At 58.6% G+C, this 18,827-nt stretch carries 6 protein-coding genes; 1 reads left to right on the top strand and 5 read right to left on the bottom strand.

All coding sequences use genetic code 11. The features are described from left to right. Positions 1–4: 4 nt before the first annotated feature. The 4 genes from M504_RS13505 to M504_RS13490 form a co-directional block, all read right to left on the bottom strand. Positions 5–3,370: a hypothetical protein gene (locus tag M504_RS13505; RefSeq protein WP_047492249.1), complete on the bottom strand. Its 3,366-nt coding sequence runs from the start codon at positions 3,368–3,370 to the stop codon at positions 5–7. Beyond that, complete coding sequence (locus M504_RS13500) at positions 3,370–11,019, bottom strand: hypothetical protein (RefSeq protein WP_047492246.1); 7,650 nt, start codon at positions 11,017–11,019, stop codon at positions 3,370–3,372. Before M504_RS13500 ends, M504_RS13505 begins: the two co-directional genes overlap by 1 nt. 724 nt (positions 11,020–11,743) lie before the next feature. Beyond that, positions 11,744–13,126, bottom strand: coding sequence for a cytochrome P450 (locus M504_RS13495; protein WP_047492243.1), 1,383 nt, complete (start codon positions 13,124–13,126; stop codon positions 11,744–11,746). A gap of 64 nt (positions 13,127–13,190) precedes the next feature. Continuing rightward, positions 13,191–14,324, bottom strand: a complete 1,134-nt coding sequence (locus M504_RS13490; protein WP_047492239.1) for an acyl-CoA desaturase — start codon at positions 14,322–14,324, stop codon at positions 13,191–13,193. A gap of 370 nt (positions 14,325–14,694) precedes the next feature. On the opposite strand from M504_RS13490, the gene M504_RS13485 reads away from it, so the two are divergent. Next, positions 14,695–18,012, top strand: a complete 3,318-nt coding sequence (locus M504_RS13485; protein ID WP_052200717.1) for a thioester reductase domain-containing protein — start codon at positions 14,695–14,697, stop codon at positions 18,010–18,012. On the opposite strand, the gene M504_RS13480 is transcribed toward M504_RS13485, so the two are convergent. Further along, positions 17,999–18,820, bottom strand: a complete 822-nt coding sequence (locus M504_RS13480) for a hypothetical protein (RefSeq protein ID WP_156993753.1) — start codon at positions 18,818–18,820, stop codon at positions 17,999–18,001. The two genes, M504_RS13485 and M504_RS13480, sit on opposite strands and share 14 nt — an antisense overlap. Between the last annotated feature and the right edge of the window lie 7 nt (positions 18,821–18,827).

The following is an 18,827-nucleotide window of genomic DNA, read 5'->3' as shown; positions in this document are numbered from 1 at the left end:
GATCTTATGTGAGTTTCACGGTTAGGCTGGGCTGACTGGCACGGCCCAGCGGGTCCACAACAACAACGCGGTAGCTGACGCTGCCCGCAGGTGTATCCGGATCGGTAAAGCGGAAAACATTGCTGGCATCGGCCTGCGGAACCGTTGTCATAGCCACAAGGACAGGCCGCGCCCCTGCAGGAATGCGATACAACTCAAATCTGTGCGGCCCCATATCCGTTGACATCATTTCGACCGGATTGCCGGTAACAGTCCATGCGAGGTCGGCCTTGCCGGAGCCGTTACGAACACCGGTCAATGTTGCAACAGGATCAGGCGGGTTCGGAGGCACAATCATCGTCGAAGCAGGCTTGCTTGGCGGCCCGTAATCTCCGTGGATCGAGGTGCCAGAAGGTGAGCCGACGGGTGCGCCACCGCGTAGTTCCACACACCACGCATAGCGATGCCACGGCTTGATGCCAGTCGCATCCGTGTGAATAAAAGTGACACCGTTTGGCCCGCTCTTCAAGCCGCTTACCGGAGCCGCATCGGTTCCACTGGCTGGTAAAACACCTTCGTAGATCACGAGCATGCGGCGGGGATCAGGCGTGGCACCGGCAAACGACCGACGCACACGATACTGCACCGGATCAACCGCTGTTCTGGCCACGCGTACCGTCACAGCCGCACCGATGATTGCGCCAGAAACATCCTGGGCTGGCTTCACCGAGATGGCTGGACGCGCCGGCGGTGGATCGTTCGGAACAGCCACCGGAACCAGTGGGGAGGTAAGGAAATCGCTCCCCACATTCGCCGCGTTCCATGTGAGGACGCGATAGAACGAGAGCGTCTTGAGATCACCCGGCAGCGAATGCGCAAACGTTCCCGGCGCAACGGCTGTCTGCGTCAGGTTCTGGAACATGTCGTAGGTGTAGAGCGCGGAGTGCGCCATGAAAGCAGCAGCGCGGTCAGTGGCATTCATCGCCAGTGCGGCAGTCAAGTCCGGCAATGCCGCATTCGCCTGGCTTTTAAGCGCAGAGGTCACCTGCGGGTCAGTGCTGGCAATGAGATTTTGCACGCCCTTCAGAAGCTGGTTCTCGTCCGCAAAATAGACGCGGTATTGCGCACCGGCAACCGTAGGCAAATCGATTTCAAAGCGCGCACGATTCATCGCATCGGGTTTGGCGGTGTAGCGCAGACTTGAAGGAATGACAGGCGGCGGCGCAGGCCGAGGATCGCCGATAAATCGCTGCACTGGTTCTGAAACAAGTGAAACCGCCGTCGCTGTCTGCCACTGCGCTGTAATCGAAACCGTTGTGGAAGCAGCCACATTCAAAGCTGGGCCGTTGAACTGGATGTTCAGCGTTGCGGGCTTGGGTGGTGGCCCTACAACCGCAGGCGTAATCGTCACGCCGCTGCCACCACTCAACGAATAGGTCGCGTTCACGTTGAATCCAACGTCAGCCGCCGTGGCTTCAACGATCAAGCCTGTAAGAGGCCCGCATCCGGGCGGCAAGGCAGCATCCCCAGGAATCGGCACGCGCACCAGCAATGTACCGGCAAGCGGCGTACTGCCAACAGGGGCTGGCGGTGTATAGAAGACCTCCGGTGTAGGTTTAGGCGGCGCGGTTCTCGTCTGGTCCGGCGCATTCACCTTAGCCCACGGACTGAACCGTCCGAACCAGTCACTCTGCGAGAGACGGTACGTCAGCACTCCCGGCGGCGCTTTGCGGTCTGTAATCTGCGCAACACCACTCACCATGCTGGCCTTTGTCGGGGACGAAACAATCGGCATCGGTGCGTTGTTTTTGTCGACCGGGTTAAGCGGCACAATGCCCGAGGTATCCTGCCGCGCGAAAGCCAGCAACGCGCCAGGGAAGAGTCCGCTGATATCAATGGGTATCTGCCGAATGGGAGCTGTTGGCGGACTCGGCATCCACGTGCCTGGCTCCGGTGCAAGAGCCGGTGCCAAAGGTGGATTGCCGGGCGCACCTATTGCCGCCGCGGCTACCACCCACAACTCAACGTATTCTCCCTTCGGCAATTCACCCTGCACCTTCAACGGCAGGCGCTTGTTCACAGGAATCTGTGAAGAGTCGAAGATGCTGCCCGGCGGCAGAGTATCGATCAGTGCTTGTGGAATGCGCTTGCGGTCGAGCGGCCAGATACCGGCAATGGCGTAATACGCAGTGGTCCTCGCAGCCCCTGCCGAAGCACTGACTGCCGGTGCCGTGTCCACCTCATAGAAGCCGGACCAGCGCGCGAGACCGGGATCCATAATGGATTGCAGTGCCATGCGCAGCAGCGGCATGGAAGCCGCTCCCTGCGTATCAGGATTGGAAGCATCCTCCCCTGCCTGCACGGTAAAGTTCTGTACCAGCGACCACGGGTCAGCGCTGGTGTCAGAGACGAGCCTCTGGAGCCAGTTATCCAGATCCGGTGCCAGTGCTGTGACACGATTGAGCTCATCGTTCGGTGTGGCTGCACTTGCAGAGGCAACATCCGCAGCTGTCGGTTCCTGGTAGAGCGCATGGCGCGTGGGGGCGCCTGACTGCGTGCGCAACTTGGAATTCGTGGTGGGATTGACCTCGGCAAGATAGCGCGGCCCGGATTGCACCGGCAGGCTCCACTGCTTCCACAATTGCAGACGGTCACCTAACGTGCCGAGCCTGCCTGCATCCACCCATTCCGCCCCGGTGACCGTGCCGCTGCCATGCACCACCACCTGTTCGATATGCGAAGCCGTCACGATGTACGGCTGCCCGGTGCGGGTTGCAACCACAGCAGGTCCGCGTGCAGTGGATACGACTGCGTCCAGTTGAAAGGCAGCCAGTCGAGTGAAGATCGTCGGCGGAACAACGATTGGTACTTTGTTAATCGGTGTTGTAGCAACAGGAGCTGTCGTAACTGTGGTTGCGGTGATCACTGGCCCTGCAACCGGACGTGCCGTTTGCGCCTGGGCAGCAGCCGCCGCCGATGAAGTAACCGCCGATGGAGTGAGCGCAGGATGCGCCACGGTCTTATTGACTGTGGCATCCACAACGCCAATGGGAAGCGGAAACGGTGGACGAATGATGATGGGAGCCGCCGTGCCTTCCATGGAAAACCAGCAGCAGGTAGAGCCGACAGGCAACCATCCCGTGACAGGATTATCCGGCGTTACCGTGAATGGATAACTGAGTACAGCTCCGTGGCTGTCTACCCAGACCACATCTCTGCGCCATAGCTTCTCACCAAAATCAACGGGGAGACGGTAGACGAGCAGCGGTGCGGAAGGCAGCCCAAGCACATCAGAGAGCAGTGCGCGCACATGAATGCCCTTGGCCAGTCGTGCATCGCCGGTGGCGTCAATGGCCTGGGCGCTGAAGGCCCAACGCGGTGCTAGATACATTAGGCGCCCTCCTGTAGACGAGTGAGCGGCCGTTCAAAGAGAACACGGCTGACAGTTTGCGTTGCCGCCGACGGTTTCTGGAACGTGACGTTGAGCACGTTAGAGCCAGCAGGCACATTGAATGGACTTGCCGTTGCCAGCAGCACTCGCGTGGCGCTCTGATTGCATGCCCAGAGCGAAAGACTTCCTGCACCGGCAAGGCTCGCATTAACGATAGAGAGTCGACCGTCACGCAGCAGCGGCTCATCCGATTCAAGCAGTAGACCCGCCAACTGCCACGGCCCTGCGCCCACCGGTGCGCGCCATAGTGCTGTCGCCTGCGGCAGGGGTGGCACTGGCTCAGAAGTAAAGCCCATCGCCGCAAGCGTGGCCACAAGCGAAGCATCCGAATACAGCGTTGCCGTTGGCGCGATTGCTGTCACTTCAAAGTCGTGCGGTGCCCACGGCACAGGAGTTCCGAGCGCGAAGCCCATCGCCTCAAACTGCTCCTGCGGATTCCGGTAGCTGGAGGTGATGAAATGGCTGCGTTCGACCAGCACTTCATCCAACTCAAGATCGTTGTTCGGCGCAGCAACCAGCAGGATGTCATACTCGGCATCCGGCAACAGATCGGCCTTGATCGTGGCCTGTGTGCCACCGAAAGCACCGTTGCCATTGAGGCACGGGGCAGCGCTGGCCGCGGCCTCTGCTCTTGCATCGGCAGCGTACATCATCTCCTTCGGCAGGGGTCCCCACGAAGCAGAGCTATGCACATCAAGCGCGTGCTTTGGCTTCGGTATGATCACCGGCACAATGGGCCCATTCGGGTCCGGCTTGGCAGCGCTAAATGTTCCCGGAGGTGGATCGGTGCGGCGTACTTTGATCCGCAGCGTGCGCGCATAGATGTCGAGCAGCGTCTGAATGTGATCCGCGTTGAAGCTGGCGAGAATGTCGTCGTCAAGGTAATGCGGCGGATCGTTCGGCGCCGGGCTGAAGCCGATGAGATAACGCGCAATGCCATGCGCGTCAAACACGCTCTCGTCATACACAGCACCGGCCTGCGTGGGATCGGTGATGAAGTGGTCACCCAGCGTATGCGGGTTCGGTGTCGATACCTGCTCCTTCGCGGTGTGGAAGCGATAGAGGTCGGTCGTGCCGTTAGTCCACGTGCCCGGCAACGGCAACGGTGGATTCTGCGCAGCAGAGTTGCTCGGATCAGAGCGCCATCCTTGCCACTGCCATGTAAGCCGCAGTTCGTAATAGCTGTCCTTGTCGAAGAGGTTTGTGCGTGTCGAGTTGGGACCGTTGTCGCCTGCGTTGTTCGGCGTTCCCGAAGAAGTTCCTGCCCCCGCATTGCCCGACGCGAGATTCGCAGCATTGTTCCATGCATTCTGCAACGAGTTCCGCACGGCGGCATCCTGCTGCTGCGCCTGTAGCGCCGCAACCGTAATGCCGCAGACAGAGAGAATCTCCACCGTGGCCGCTGCGATTGGCTCAATCTCGAATCCGTTCCAGACAGCGTTTGTATCCGGCGGCGTATACACAACGAGCTGACACTTCGGCGGAATGTAAACCGCTGACAGGTTCGTGGGAACGGTCGCACCGGATAAAGGCGGCGTCCCGATCACCTTGGCATTCCAGGCGATCTGCTTATTGTCTGCTCCTGTTCCAAAGACCGTCGGCACGGATGGCCATACGGCAGCAGTACGGCCGTAGATCGTTTGCAGCATGCTGGTGCCAGAGAGCGTCCAGCAGACGCGAATGAGTGACGCGCGGGCACCACCCCTCACCATAACCACCACAATACCGTCGCCACTGACCGTGATATCGACCGGGCCAGCATCGCCCGTGGGTGCGCCGGTGTTCTTCGCGACAATCTTGCCACTGCTGTTCAATGCGGTCACAACAAAGGCTGGCGACTTCAGCCCGGCAACCGTCACGGTAACGGAACTCACTGCCTGTGGCAGAGTGACTTTGACTCCTGTGCTGAACAACGCTCCGTGCTGTGCATTGACGGTAAGCGGCTTGGAATCGAGCGATTCGTAAACCAGCCCGTTGTGGTTATACGGATTGGGAAGCTGCGTGTTCGTCGATTGATCGGTGAAGTCGTCACATCCGGAAACATCGTACTTGCTGTGAGGACAGACCAGCAGCACCAGCGAGCAGCGTGTGATCGTCGCAGAGAAGCGCCCTGCGAATGGCGCGGAGCCGAGCAAGCGTCCCTGCCGCATGAGCAACTGCAACATGTAGCCAGCCGTAACGTTCACTCCGTTGGGCAGGTTCAACGGAGCCGCAAGATTACGCACACCGGCGGGCGTGATGCTGAGTCCATACGCCGCAACCAGGGCCTGCAACGTAGCCAGCACATCGGCAGGCAGGCCACCGCTCACCGTAAAGAAGCTGCTGAAAGGCCCAGGGCTGGGAGCAAGCGGCACGAACTGTGCCGTGTTGTGATCGAGCTGCACCGCGTTCTGGCCAAGCGCGCAGACTGGCTTTGGCGCAGGTGGAGGATCGCAGACGTTGCCCCATGTCTGCGATGGGTCTCCGGGAACGCTTTCGCTGCCGTCACTCAACCAGCGCGACCAGGGCGCAGGATTCCACCACATGAAACCCAACTCGCGACCTTCCAGCGGTGAAGCAGAATTATCCGGCGTAGCCACTCCGGGCCGATGCGTCGGCAGCCACCACGCCGAGTCATAAAGCCCCGCATCGGTGATCTGCGTTCCGCCCGTGAACGAGGCATCGGGATACTTCCAAAGCTCAACGCTGACGAGCTGGAAGGCATATTTCAGATCGTTCGTACCGCTCCACGGATTGTCCGTCGCAGGCTCGTCAATCAAGCGATTGAAGACTCCCGCAGAAGCTGCTGTGTCCACCGCATAATGGGCGAAGTGTGCCACCGGAATTGTGTCTGGCCACACGGTCGGCAGTTGTCCTGCTCCGCTCGGAATGGCTTTGCCCTTCACTGCTCCCAGATGATCGGTAAGATCGACGCCCAGGATCGGGCTCTTGGGCGTAGGAATCGGGTTGCCGCCATCGCTACCGAAGTCGATATCCACACAACCGCTGATCGAGAAGAAGAAGCAATCAATCGAGGCACAGAAGTGTCCGTGCAGGTGCCACATCAAGCCACTCGCCTGGTCGGCAATGATGAAGTGAATATCGCCTTCAAACGAGAGCGTGATGATGACCAGATCAATCTCGCCGTTCACGCCGATCATTCCGGCAAACGTGAGCGGATTTGTGCCGACGCCAAGCAACATCTTCGCGCCTGCGTGCAAGCCAATGGTGTGCGAACCCCAGTCCAGGTTGAAGCCTGCACCAAAGCCAATCGAGAAGCCGTCGAAGTTCAAGGTGGGATCGTTGCCCAGCTTATGCAGCTTGCGCTCCTCAATCATCAGGAACGACCACGCACTTACATCGAGCGTGCCCGGAAAGAGCTTGATCTGTACCGGTGTGCCGGTGCGTCCTTCGCTGGTAACACCGTCCGATCCAACGCGGAAATAGCAGTCGCCACCCGGTCCGTTGGAGTGGAAGGGGAAGTAGCCATTGATGGGAATCTCAAGTTCGAGAACGCGTTCAATCTTGTAACTGCCGCGCACGCCCAGGATCAACGAATCCGGATTCACAACAACCACGCCGAGAATGCGGAACGAACGGTTGGAAGACGAGCCGGTTTCGCTCGAATCGCCCTGCTCTGTCGCTGCGGACTTGCGCTGGCTCATGAGCATAGCATCAATGCCAAGGTCCACTGAAACATCAGGGAAGGACACAGCGATCATGCCCTGTGCATTGAATGTCGTGCCGCCGTCGGGCATGGTGCCAATAATCACGCCGACGCCCAGCGCAAATTCACCGGAGAGTTTGCTGTACTTGTCCTGCGGCGCTCGGCAGTACCAATCCAGTTCGCGCTGCACAGGATCGAAAGTCGGCTGCGTTGGATCGGACGTAGGAAGCCCAAGAAGATTGCGCTGACCGTTCGCAACAAAGCGGCCAATAAAGCCATAGATCGCAAGTCCGGAAGATGCCAGCGGAATACCGACCGGAAGTTGTACCCCCATCTCTAGCGCAACCATCGGCGGATCGATGGCAAGCGAAGCATAGGCGCTCAACTTGGTGGGAATGATGGTGACCGAAATCATGCCGCGCAGGCTGCCATCATCGCCCACTGACAACGCGCCCTGTCCCGAAAGCGTGCCTGGAATGTCCACGCCAATATTCAGGCCGCGAATCTCAAAACCGATATTCGGACCGTTCATGGTAAGGCGGATCGTCGCGCCGTTGAGTTGAATCACTCCAAGGTCAATCGCGAATTTCAGATCAAACTGAATCCACGTGGACGAACTGCCCGAGCGAGGATTGCTGATGTTGAGCAGGTTGCCAAGCGTGCCGCCAAGCGCCCATGTGCCCGGGTTCTCTACTTCCACTGAGAACTGCGTGTAATCCAGCCGCACGCTCTCCAGCGTTGTCGAAGTGAAGTCCACCTCAAGCACTACGTTCTTGAACTTCATCTTCAACCCATCGCCCACCAGCGACTGGCCAAACATGGAGAAGTTCACATTCAGCTCGGTTGTGTAATCCAGAGCGAAACGAACGCGATTGTCCGACTGGCCGTGATAGTCAAGCTCAAGGCGATGGATATGCAGCTTGCTGTCTACATGCGGATGAGCACTGCCATCCGCGTTCTTCCCGCTGGAGCCGTTGATCAGCGAACCAACCACGCCGCCAACCACCATCAATCCGACGAAGCTGACCAGTTCTCCCGCCGCATCCGATGCAGGCAACAGCCCCGATAGCGCGGGTGCAAGCGCCAGAGCCCAGGCCAAAAAGTCGCTATTGAAAGTAAGAACAGAGTCGGGCAACGTCAGCGCAAGTGTGAACGCGTTTTCGCCGGAGCGTGCATCGTAGGTCCACTTCCCTTGCAGCAGCCAGATATTCGAGCCGGAGCTCTGCGGTGCAGGTGGCGGTACTGTGCCCGCCGAACGTGGAAGCGTTGTGTCGGTTGCAGTCCACGCAACAGTGAGTTCGCAATCCGTGGGAATTGCATCCGCCAGCGTGGCCACGACCGGGCTGTCCCACTTTGCCGCAAGCCGCATCATCCACGGACGATGCGTGGATGCCTGGTCAAGCGTGCGCTTGACGGTAGGAGGGTTGGGCGTATCTTCACCCGGTACCAGCATGGTGCGCGACCTTGGTTGCGGTGTGCTTCCGCTGTGACTTCCGCCCGGATTGGCAGGCACATTCACACCCGGCGCCGTGGTCGGCGAAATATACACATCAACACGCCGTGCATTGCCGCGCTCCGAAGCAGACTCTGCCGTGGCGTGTGCCTGCACATCCGACGAATCAGCAGACCAGCCGGACTTCCACACAGGATGATCCGAGCCGGATGGCGTCACCGAAGGTACTGCGTTTCGCGTACCAGACCGCGCCAGCGAATCAACACCATCCAGATCGATAGGCCAGCCCAAGCCTGTAGCCCCATCCTGCTCGCCGCGCGAAAGCACGGAAAACGCAGCACCCGCCGGAAGATTGCTGGTAAGAAAGCTCGCAATCCCGGTAGCGCGTTTCGTGGCAAGCAGCGCGTTGTTGCTGGTGTTGCTGGGCAACTTGGCGTCAAGCCACAGATCGTCCGTGCGACCCACAACGTAGAAGACGCGCGCCGGTGCGCCCGAACCTGTCGGCAACGCACTCGTAGCCCAGTCGATCAGATCCTGATGCGAACCCGGCGGCGGCGTAGGATCGTTGACGTTGTAGTTGTAAACAGCAAAATGCGGATTCGGCTGCGTTGCAGGTGGAGCGCTCGGTGATGACGGCACCGTTGAGCCGGTACTCTGGTTTGCCTGCGTTCCATCGTCGGTCCACGTAATAGTGAGTTGCGCGACTGTACCATCCGGCACAGTCAGAGGATCGCCCGACCCTGCGTACGTCGCATCAGCAGCCGAGGGAACCAGTGAACCCGAAGAGTTGTAAGTGCGCAGATCGAAGGTGTGGCCCGGATCGGGCGTGTTCGGCGGATTCGGTGGGTTCGGTTTGTTCAGCGGCTGAACGGTATAGGCCAGAGGATCAGGATCGATCGCAACATCCGCGTTGCCGCTTGGTCCATGACCGTGACCGACAAACAGCGCTCCACTGCTGGTGATTTCAACACGTACATTGCGTGTTGCCTGGTTGGAGGTCATCACCAGGTTGTGTGTGCCGACCTCGGTCGGGATCGTGAGCTGCGGTGTAGATCCCGTGCCTGACGAGCCGTTATCGAACTGCCAGCGTGCACCATCATCAGAGGGGTTCGTACCGAACGCGAGTGCCGCAATCCTGTCATGCGGCCCGGCAATGCTTGCTACATTTGCCCACGTCGTCCCTCCCTGCGTAACTGTGACCTTTGCAGGAGGATTCGCGGCAGGCCCAACCGTAACCGTCGGCCCCTGGAATACGATGTCGACTTCGGATAGTTCTACCTGTCCGTCAGGAACTGTCGTTACAGTGCCCGGAGTTGTTGGGGCATCCTCACCCACGCGAATACGGTATTTCAGTGGGGCGCTGGGATCGCCGGGATTCGGCACGGCAAATGCCGGTGTCGTAAGCGAGGTTCCCTGTACACCATTTGGAAGCTGCCACCAGATACCGCGCGGCGTATTGTCCGGTGTTCCCGGAGGATTGCCACCCGGAGGCGGTACTGGTCCCGCTGGTAGGACAAATTCAATGTGGTAACTCGCCGTGCCAGAAGTTTCATCCACCGGAAGCTGCACGGTTCCGTTCGTACCGGCAGGAATCGGTACATTCGTTTGGCCTGTCGCCGTTTCACGCACCGCAGTCACCGTGGCAAAGTTCGCGCCAGACGGATCCTGTCCAAGCTGAATCGCCATCTCACCCTGCATGCCAAACGGCGTGCCAATGATGACATCGCGTAACCCTATCGACAGTGCTCCAACGATTGGCGTCGTTGGCGGTGCATAGAAGGTCGCTTCACGGAATGCGACGCCTTGCCAGGCTTCGTCCTGGCCGCGCGCCATCACATCGGGCGGCGTGTAGCTCGACGATGCATCAATCTCAAACCGGTCGAGCGTCATGCCGTACTGCGTCGATCCAAAGACGAAAGTAGGCGGAGAAACCGTGAGATCGACCACCGGCCCTGTCGGACGGTTCATGTCAAACGGATCGGGCTGATCGACAAATTCAACCGTGACGTGCCCCGTTGGGTCACCCGCCACGCGCAGCACGGCGCTGCCCACAAGCCAGACATTCTGCCGCCCGGGATCAGGCTGCACCGTAACCAGGCCTTCTTCGTTGGTGAAAAGGTCACCGGCACGGAACGGAAGCTGCAACTCCACCGGATCAAGAAACAGGTCGAGCTGCCACTGCTGCCCAACACTTTCAATCGTCGTGCTGTTTGCTGCCAAAGGATTAGGACGGGCGACTGCCAGGCGAAATTTAAGACCATCCGTAATACCCGGTGCACGGAATACATAACCGCGTGTATTCACATTCAGCGCATCCAGCATTGCCTGCGCTGTGCCCGTATGCACAAACGCAGTTGCCGTGGTCATGGACCGATAATCCAGCACCGTAAGGAGATTCAACTGGCTGGCAATTTCGTCCGGCACGAGACTCTCAGCCCCAGCGGGGAGAGGAAGAAGCTCGAGCAGAGTGATACCTCGGCGCATCGGCATAGGTCGATCTCACAAGATACGGTCAGCTAGGAACTGGGAGCTATACTTCGAATCTGCTATGCGAATGCAAAACCGGGAACAATAGGGGACTATCCGATGCGCATCATTGAAACCGTAAGCGCCATTTAAAGTCAAGAAACAATATTGCGCGTTACTAGTAGGATTCTGACAAAGGGAGCGCTCTGTCTCTCCATTCCGTGTGATTGATACGGGAAGCAGAACTGCGTGCTTTGGAAGATCAAAACAACCGTTGAAGCGTCAACAAGTAACACAGCATTGCAGGCCCATTGGGAACACTTCCAGCAAAGTCCATCGAGATCTGCGGGCGTGAGCGAACTATTCCCAACGTAGTTGTAGAGATTGAGGCTTTACGAGCTCCCATTTCCCCGCTAAGCCCTGTCTCCATGAACGTCCGCCTTCATGCTCGCCTCCGAAGGGCGCGGCCCGGCGCTACGCTCCCCCTCGATAATTCGCGTATCCCCTGTAAAATCCCTGATCAAACGTTCGCAATGGGAGATGAGTTTGGCCGAGACTGCGCCCACCGCCACTCAGTCTTAGTTTGGTTTCTCTTCTTGAAAACTGCATATTCCGCCTTGAAATTACGCAGTGATTAGCAAAGGCAGAGCGACTCGTCCGCACTGCTAGCTCCTAGCTCTCATTTCTTATTGCCTTCCAAGCATCGGGTAACGCAGCTTCCTTTTCGTAGAGCGGGTCGAAGTGTCAGTTAGAGAATTCCTAGCTGCTGGCTGGAATCGGGGGATATCTTCGTGAAGGTCATACGGATGCCATTCTTCGGCCGCAGAATGACCATCGCCTGAGCTTCGATCGTTTGTCCCGGTGAAACTTGAAAATCATAGCGCCTTAGCAAGTCGCTCAGGATCATGAGCATCTGCAGCATCGCGTAGTTGTTGCCGATACAGCCTCGAGGCCCACCTCCGAACGGCAGGTAGGTAAAGGGCGCACGCAGCTTTTCTTTTCCTTTGATGAAGCGGTCCGTATCAAATGACTCAGGGGCTGCCCAGTGCTTTGGCGCGTGGTGAGCGCCGTAAACATGCACAATGACCATTGAACCAGCTGGGATTGCTATGTCGCCGATGCGGTCGTCTGCGATCGCCTCGCGGTCGACCATCCAGAACGGCGGGTAGAGACGAAGTGCTTCCTGGATGACCTGTGTTGTGAATGGGAACTTAGGGACGTCGGCGTGACTCAAAGGAGAGTCGCCTAGCACGTCATCAAACTCCCGTCGAACTTGTTCCAGGCAATCTGGCCGCGAGCTCAGGAGGTAAAGCAGCCATGAGAGCCCATTGGATGAGGTCTCATGTCCCGCAACAAGCAACTGCATGCTCTCGCTCAGGATGAGCTCATCGCTCATACCCTCACCGTCGGAGTAGCGCGCATCCATCAGGGTCTGCAGCAGGTCCAGCGCGGGCGGTTCGTTGCGCCGCTTCTTGATGTACGCCATCAGGACCGCATCAGCGCTCTTGCGCATCTCTTCATGCTTCGTCAGTTCGCCAGACACTTCGAACCACGGGTTCAGATACGGCTGAAGCGTCTGCTTCACGATGAATTCCTGCACCGTGCAGATGGTGTGGCTGACGAGTTCGATGTCCTCGTCCTTGAGGCGTGCTCCGAAGAGCGAACGAGCGACCATCGCAAAGGTAATCTTCATCAGGTGTGGATAGATATCGACGGGACCGTTGTCGATCTGCGTGTCGAACTCTCGCAGGGATTCAGCCAGCGAGTCCTGCATGATGACGGATAGCGCATCAAGCTGCTTGCGGTCAAAGCCCTTCTGGATGAGGCGGCGCTGCGTCTTCCATGCTTCACCTTCGGTCGTGAGCAGACCCTTACCAAGGAAGTGCCCCATCCGCTTCACCTGAATCTCTGACTTGCGATAGTTCCCGGCGTTGACCTTCAGGACGTGCTCGATCACGGCTGGATCGGTCGTGACAATCGCTTCCTTGATGCCGCCGAGATAGAAGCGAAAGGTATCGCCGAACTCTTCGCTGTACTTCGTTAGAACCTGCGTAGGATTGTTGGCCATGGCGCGCGAGTCCGCGAGCGAACGCATACGCGAAACTGCCGGAATGAGCGTGGACGTGGTCATGCCCAGCCTTTCTGGACGTGCTTTGTATGAACGCATGCTGCCACGTGGGATCGGCGGAGCTGCATCAGTTTTCGTTGCCCAACTGCTTCAGCAGCATCAGGTGGTGCCAGACCGCAGTGGTCATGGTCCGGTGTTGACGGTATGGCACACCGAATTCCTCGGCGGTTTCCTTCACAATCCGCGTTAGCGGAGCATAGTGGGTGTGACATACGTATGGGCACAAATGGTGGACAACATGATGATTCAGGCCGCCCACAAGCCAGCCCACAAGCGGGTTCTCCGTCGCATAATCCGCGGTTGTCGCGAACACGTGATACACACCGTTTTCGAACTCATCGCGATGCAATGGAAAATACGTATCTTCTATGACGTGCGTCGTTTGGAAGACGAGCACGACGCTGATGCCAACGACAAGGTGGACGGCGAAGAACGACGCAAACACCAGCCACGGCGACTCGTGCATCACCACGATGGGCAGCACGAGCATGTACGTAAGGTAAAAAGCCTTACCCGCGAAGAGTATGACGTACTCACGCAGAGGGTGCTTCGTCCGCGTCAAGTAATCGTGAGCCGGGGCGAAGAAGCTTTGGAAGTCGCGGACGAACACGTACTCCAGAGAGAACAACGCATACAGAAACAGCGCGTAGATATGCTGAAAGCGGTGTAAGGGAGTGCGAGGGGTATGCGGCGTAAAACGAAACAGACCGCGTCCCTCGATCGCATCGTCTTCGCCGTGCAGATTGATGCAGGAGTGGTGGCCCCGATGGTGCAGGATACGCCACATATACGAGCTGATGCCGCAGAGATCGAAGACGTAGTTCAGGCTCTTGTTGATCGCCGGGCGTGATGAAATCGCATTGTGGTTGCTGTCATGGGCGATATTCAACAAAAGAAAGGTCTGCGCCAGACCGCCCAAAACGTAGAGAGCAAAAAACGCCCAAGCAGCTGGATGGAGCACGTAGAGAGCGATCCAACTGCCTGCGAGGACGGCCATTCCAATGGCGATCTTTCCCCACATCGCTGGGTTCGCTTTAGGAGAAAGATCCGCGTCCGCAAAGAATCTTTCCAGCCTTCGGCGCAGGACTTTTGGGAAGGAAGACGCGCTTGCTGCCTCAATCGCCGACGATGCGGCGTCTTCGGGCGGCACAAGATCTTCTGCGTCCGGCCCCGCAGCAATCGCCCCTTGCGTTGCAAACATCGGGACCTCCGCAAATAGGGTCGCGGCCTTGACCGCAGCCCTCATAACGATTGTAGAACGAACACATGACGCCTTTATGAAGCCCGAGGCGTACCTTATCAAAAATGCATTTGCCATTATGCAACTGTTCGTGGCGCTGCAGAACTGCGGCCACATATTGTGTGGCCTAAAGCATTCGGTTTTCTACGCGCCTCTGCCAAGATGAAACATAAGTTAACATCCGCAAAAATTGCGAGGGAGTGGCAAAATACGAGCGCGTATAGTCACCATAAGTCATCAATTCCCGTCTACTCGTTGAACGTCGCATTTTTACCCCCGCGCGATTGTCGGAAGACAGTTGCCTCATTAATCCGCTTTGGAGGATCGCTGATTGAGTACGCCGTCGATTTTGAACCAGCTGCAGATACTGACAGATAAGCACCCTGACAAACTTCTGTATTCGTATCTCGACGTGGACGGCGATCCGATCGAAAGCTACACGTACGCCTCGTTTCTGCTCCGTGCAGAGGCGATTGCAGGGCATTTACTGACCGATGGCCGATTCGCTGCGGGAGACCGGCTGCTGCTTGCCTATCCTGCCGGGCTGGAGATGATCTGCGCGTTCTTCGGCTGTGTGCGTGCCGGGCTAATCCCTGTCCCGGTCTATCCTCCGAGTTCGCGGGGCTTTCAAAGCGCCGTGTACAAGATGGTGCACATCGCAAAGGACTGCGGCGCCGCCGGCATCCTGACCAGCCGCGATTATCACGCCTCGCTCAAGACCAATCTCACGCGAAGCGGCGTTGCGACGTCTGGCGTCGATATCGACTACATCTCCGGGCTGCCGTGGATCGCGACAGAAGACTTCATTGCCCCGCGAGGCGTGGTCCCTGTAGTCGCACCGTCGAAGGTCCTGTTCCTTCAGTACACCTCGGGTTCAACGATGGAGCCCAAGGGCGTCATCGTCTCCCACGAAAACATTCTGAGCACCGCCGCGCTCGTCGTCGAGAACGAGTCGCCCGTCGTCGTCTCGTGGCTGCCGCAGTACCACGATATGGGATTGATCGGCTGTTACCTGTACCCCGCCATGCGCGGTGGCACCACCTACGGCTTCTCGCCGATCGACTTTATCCAACGTCCGGTCCTGTGGTTTGAGACGATCTCGAAGTACCGCGCGACCTCGACCGCTGCGCCGAACTTTGCGTATGACTATTGCCTCCGCACTGGCCGTCTGCCGAAAGAAACGCTCGAGTCCTGCGATCTGAGTTCGCTATTGGTGCTGATGTGCGCCGCGGAACCCGTCAAGCCAGACACCTACATCCGCTTCCTCGAAGCCTTCCAGGCATACGGACTGAACGCGGAAGCCTTCTACGTCGCATACGGCCTCGCGGAGAACACGCTCGCCGTCACGCTGCACGGCCGCAACATCGTATCCGTCAATAAGCGCGCTCTCGCACAGGGCAAGGCGCGCATGACGACAGATGTCTCTGAGATAGACACGTCCAAGCAGATCGTGAGCTGCGGTGCGCCGCTCCCCGGTCTTGACCTCAAGATCGTCGATCCCGAAGGCCACTTCGCACTCGAGGCCGGCCGCATCGGCGAAATTTGGCTGGCCGGCCATGGCAAGTGTCAGGGCTACTGGAACAACCCCGAACTCACCCTGAAGCAGTTTCGCGCGCGGCTTGTCGACGACAGCCCCTACGACGACGGCTACCTGCGCACCGGCGATCTCGGCTTCATGCACGATGGCGAGCTCTACGTCTGCGGCCGGATTAAAGACATGATCATCCTCCGCGGGCAAAACTACTACCCGCACGACATTGAAAACGTCGTCGAGAAGTCCTCCAGCCTCATCCGCCACAACTGCGTTGCTGCGTTTCAGATCCACGAAGACAACGAACCCGCGCTCGCGATCGTTGCCGAGATCAAGAATCCGAAGGTTCTCCCGGACGCACGCAAAATCGCCACGGCCGTGCGCAACTACCTGAACGTTGAAGTCGCCATGATCGCGCTCATCGCGCCGCGCGCCGTACCCCGCACCAGCTCCGGCAAGATCATGCGCCACAAGACCAAGCAGATGTGGACGGCCGGAGAGTTCAACGTGCTCTCCGACTTCTCACGCGACAGCGATCCTGGCTCGGCTGAAACGGCAGCCAACATGCACTCGCCGTTTGCCGAGCTGAAGGCGCGCTATAACCTGACCGGGCAAGAAACCTACAATCTGGTAGAAGCAGGTCTCGACTCGCTAGACCTCGTCTGCTTCATGCACGAGCTGAAAGAGCTGTTGAAAGACAAGGGTGCGGAACTGCTCGCGCGCCAGGTAGATATTGGCCTGGTCCAGCGCGTTAGCGTGGCGGAACTGTTCAATCTCGCAGACCAACTCGATGCTGCTCCAGAAGAAGCTATCCTGCACCTGCGCGAATTCCTCGCAGCCTTCCGACAGGAGCAGAACGAACTGGAAGCGCAGATGATGCGCGACGACTGCAAACTCCTCTTCGATCCGCCAGCTCCTGCTCCCGTACCGACGATTCCGTCGCCGCGCCAGATTCTGCTGACCGGCGGCACCGGCTTCATCGGGCCGTTCCTGATGCAGAGCCTGCTCGAGCAGACCGAGGCAACGATCCATGTGCTCGTCCGCGCCTCGGACAAACTGCAGGGCAAGCAGCGTTTGACAGCCGCCATGCACTCCATGGGACACGTCCAGGCTCACGTGATGGAGATGTTCCATGCGCGTGTTGTGCCCGTCTGCGGCGATCTCGGTCAGCCCGCGCTCGGCCTGATGCAGGAGACATGGGACGACCTGACCACCAGGATTGACACCATCTTCCACAACGGCGCAACCGTCAACTATCTCTTCAACTACGACATGATGCGCGACGCCAACGTGCTCGGAACGAACGAAATCCTGCGCATGGCCTTTGAAGGTCAGGCGAAGGAATTCAACTACGTTTCGACGACGTTCATCCACGGCTGGGCCCATAAACCCAGCCTGTTTGAGACCGATTGCAACGCCGAGATGGCGCTGCTGGACTTTGGCTACAGCCAGACCAAGTGGGTCGCCGAACAGGTCGTCTTTGCCGCACAGCGCAAGGGCCTGTCCGTTCGCGTCTTCCGCCCGGCGCTCGTCAGTCCGTCGGTCGATGGTGGCGGCAACAATTTCGATATCGCCGTCCGGCTCGTCGCCTTCATGGTGAACCACGGCATTGGGGTGGACACGCTTAACCAGGTCAGCTTTGTTCCGGCAGATATCGTCGCGAACAACATCGTCGCAATCTCCATGACCCCGGGCACAGCCAACCTGACCTACCACGTTGTCCGCGATGAGTACTCGAACATGACGGACATCACGCGGCTCATCACCGAGTCCACCGGCCGCCAGTTCGATCACTTCCTGCTGCCGGACTTCGTGCCGGAGCTCATCCGCCGCTGCCGTAAGGAAGACCTGCTTTTCCCGCTGCTCGACTTCCTTGTGGGCTCGGTTGACAACATCTCGTCGATGGAGTTTAAGCGCTACGAGAGTACGACGTACCAGACAGCGCGCGATGCCTCAGCATGGGGACGTCCAGACCCGTCGCTCGAAGACACGGTCAATGGCATCCTCAAGTTCATGAACCGCAAGGGCATCATCTCGGTCGCGGTGCGCGAATATGGCGAGGAGTCAACGAACGAGTTGTCCGCTGACTCCACCGCACTCTCGGTTACTGCTTCTTAAACACAAGCTTCTCAGTGATGTGCTGACCAGTCTCCAGCGTCGCGGTGCTGGTCAGCGTCATCTGCGAGCCATCCGCAGAGACCTGCCACTTATCCTTCTGCGAGACCTGGTTGTCGCGCTTGAAGGTAGCATCCACCGTGTGCGGATCAACCAGCGCTAACGCCACTGTGTCGTTTCGCGAGTTCTTCACGTCGTACGATTTGCCGTCGAATTTTGCGGTGTAGGTGTAACCGCCTGAAAAGCGCACACCACCGCTGCCGTCCGCATCGATCTTAAGGACTGAACCCTGCTGCATCCGGGTCTTTCCCATATCCTGCGTCCAATCGCCCACAAATGGGTCTTTGGGGTCCTTCGTACCACCACTGCGCGTCCACACCGTGATCACCGGGGTATGGCCTGTGGACGTCGTGGTGCTCGTTAACACCATGCCATCGTTCGACAGCTTTTCGCGAACGGTCGCCACCGGCGCGCCATCCTTCTTCTCGCGCACCTCAACTTCTTTCTTGCTGATCCGGTGCAGCTCGATCTGATTGAACCCGAGATTGCCCGGCGCGGGGGCCTGCTTGCCGTGCGTGTTCGCCGTGAAGTCGAGACGCGTCTCGCCCGACATCACCACGTGCGAGCCATCCGGGACAGTCATGATGGAAAGCTTATTGGCAGGGTCCATGCTGGACTGCGCGGAGACCAGCGTCCACGACCCAATGCGTGGGTCCGCAACGCCCGCCTGAAAGGCAAAGAACGCGAAAAGCAATACGGTACGAATGTGTCCTCCTACCTCGCCAACACGTGTGTACCCAGACGGAACCACGCGGTAA

Source organism: Terriglobus sp. TAA 43 (genome assembly GCF_000800015.1).
In the GTDB taxonomy this organism is placed as follows: domain Bacteria; phylum Acidobacteriota; class Terriglobia; order Terriglobales; family Acidobacteriaceae; genus Terriglobus.
Note: the sequence above shows the minus strand (reverse complement) of the source record. Positions and strands in the feature narration are given on the sequence as shown.

Coding starts and splice junctions, on each gene's coding strand:
- M504_RS13505 (WP_047492249.1), bottom strand. CDS start 3,370: ATGTATCTAGCACCGCGTTGGGCCTTCAGCGCCCAGGCCATTGACGCC.
- M504_RS13500 (WP_047492246.1), bottom strand. CDS start 11,019: ATGCCGATGCGCCGAGGTATCACTCTGCTCGAGCTTCTTCCTCTCCCC.
- M504_RS13495 (WP_047492243.1), bottom strand. CDS start 13,126: ATGACCACGTCCACGCTCATTCCGGCAGTTTCGCGTATGCGTTCGCTC.
- M504_RS13490 (WP_047492239.1), bottom strand. CDS start 14,324: ATGTTTGCAACGCAAGGGGCGATTGCTGCGGGGCCGGACGCAGAAGAT.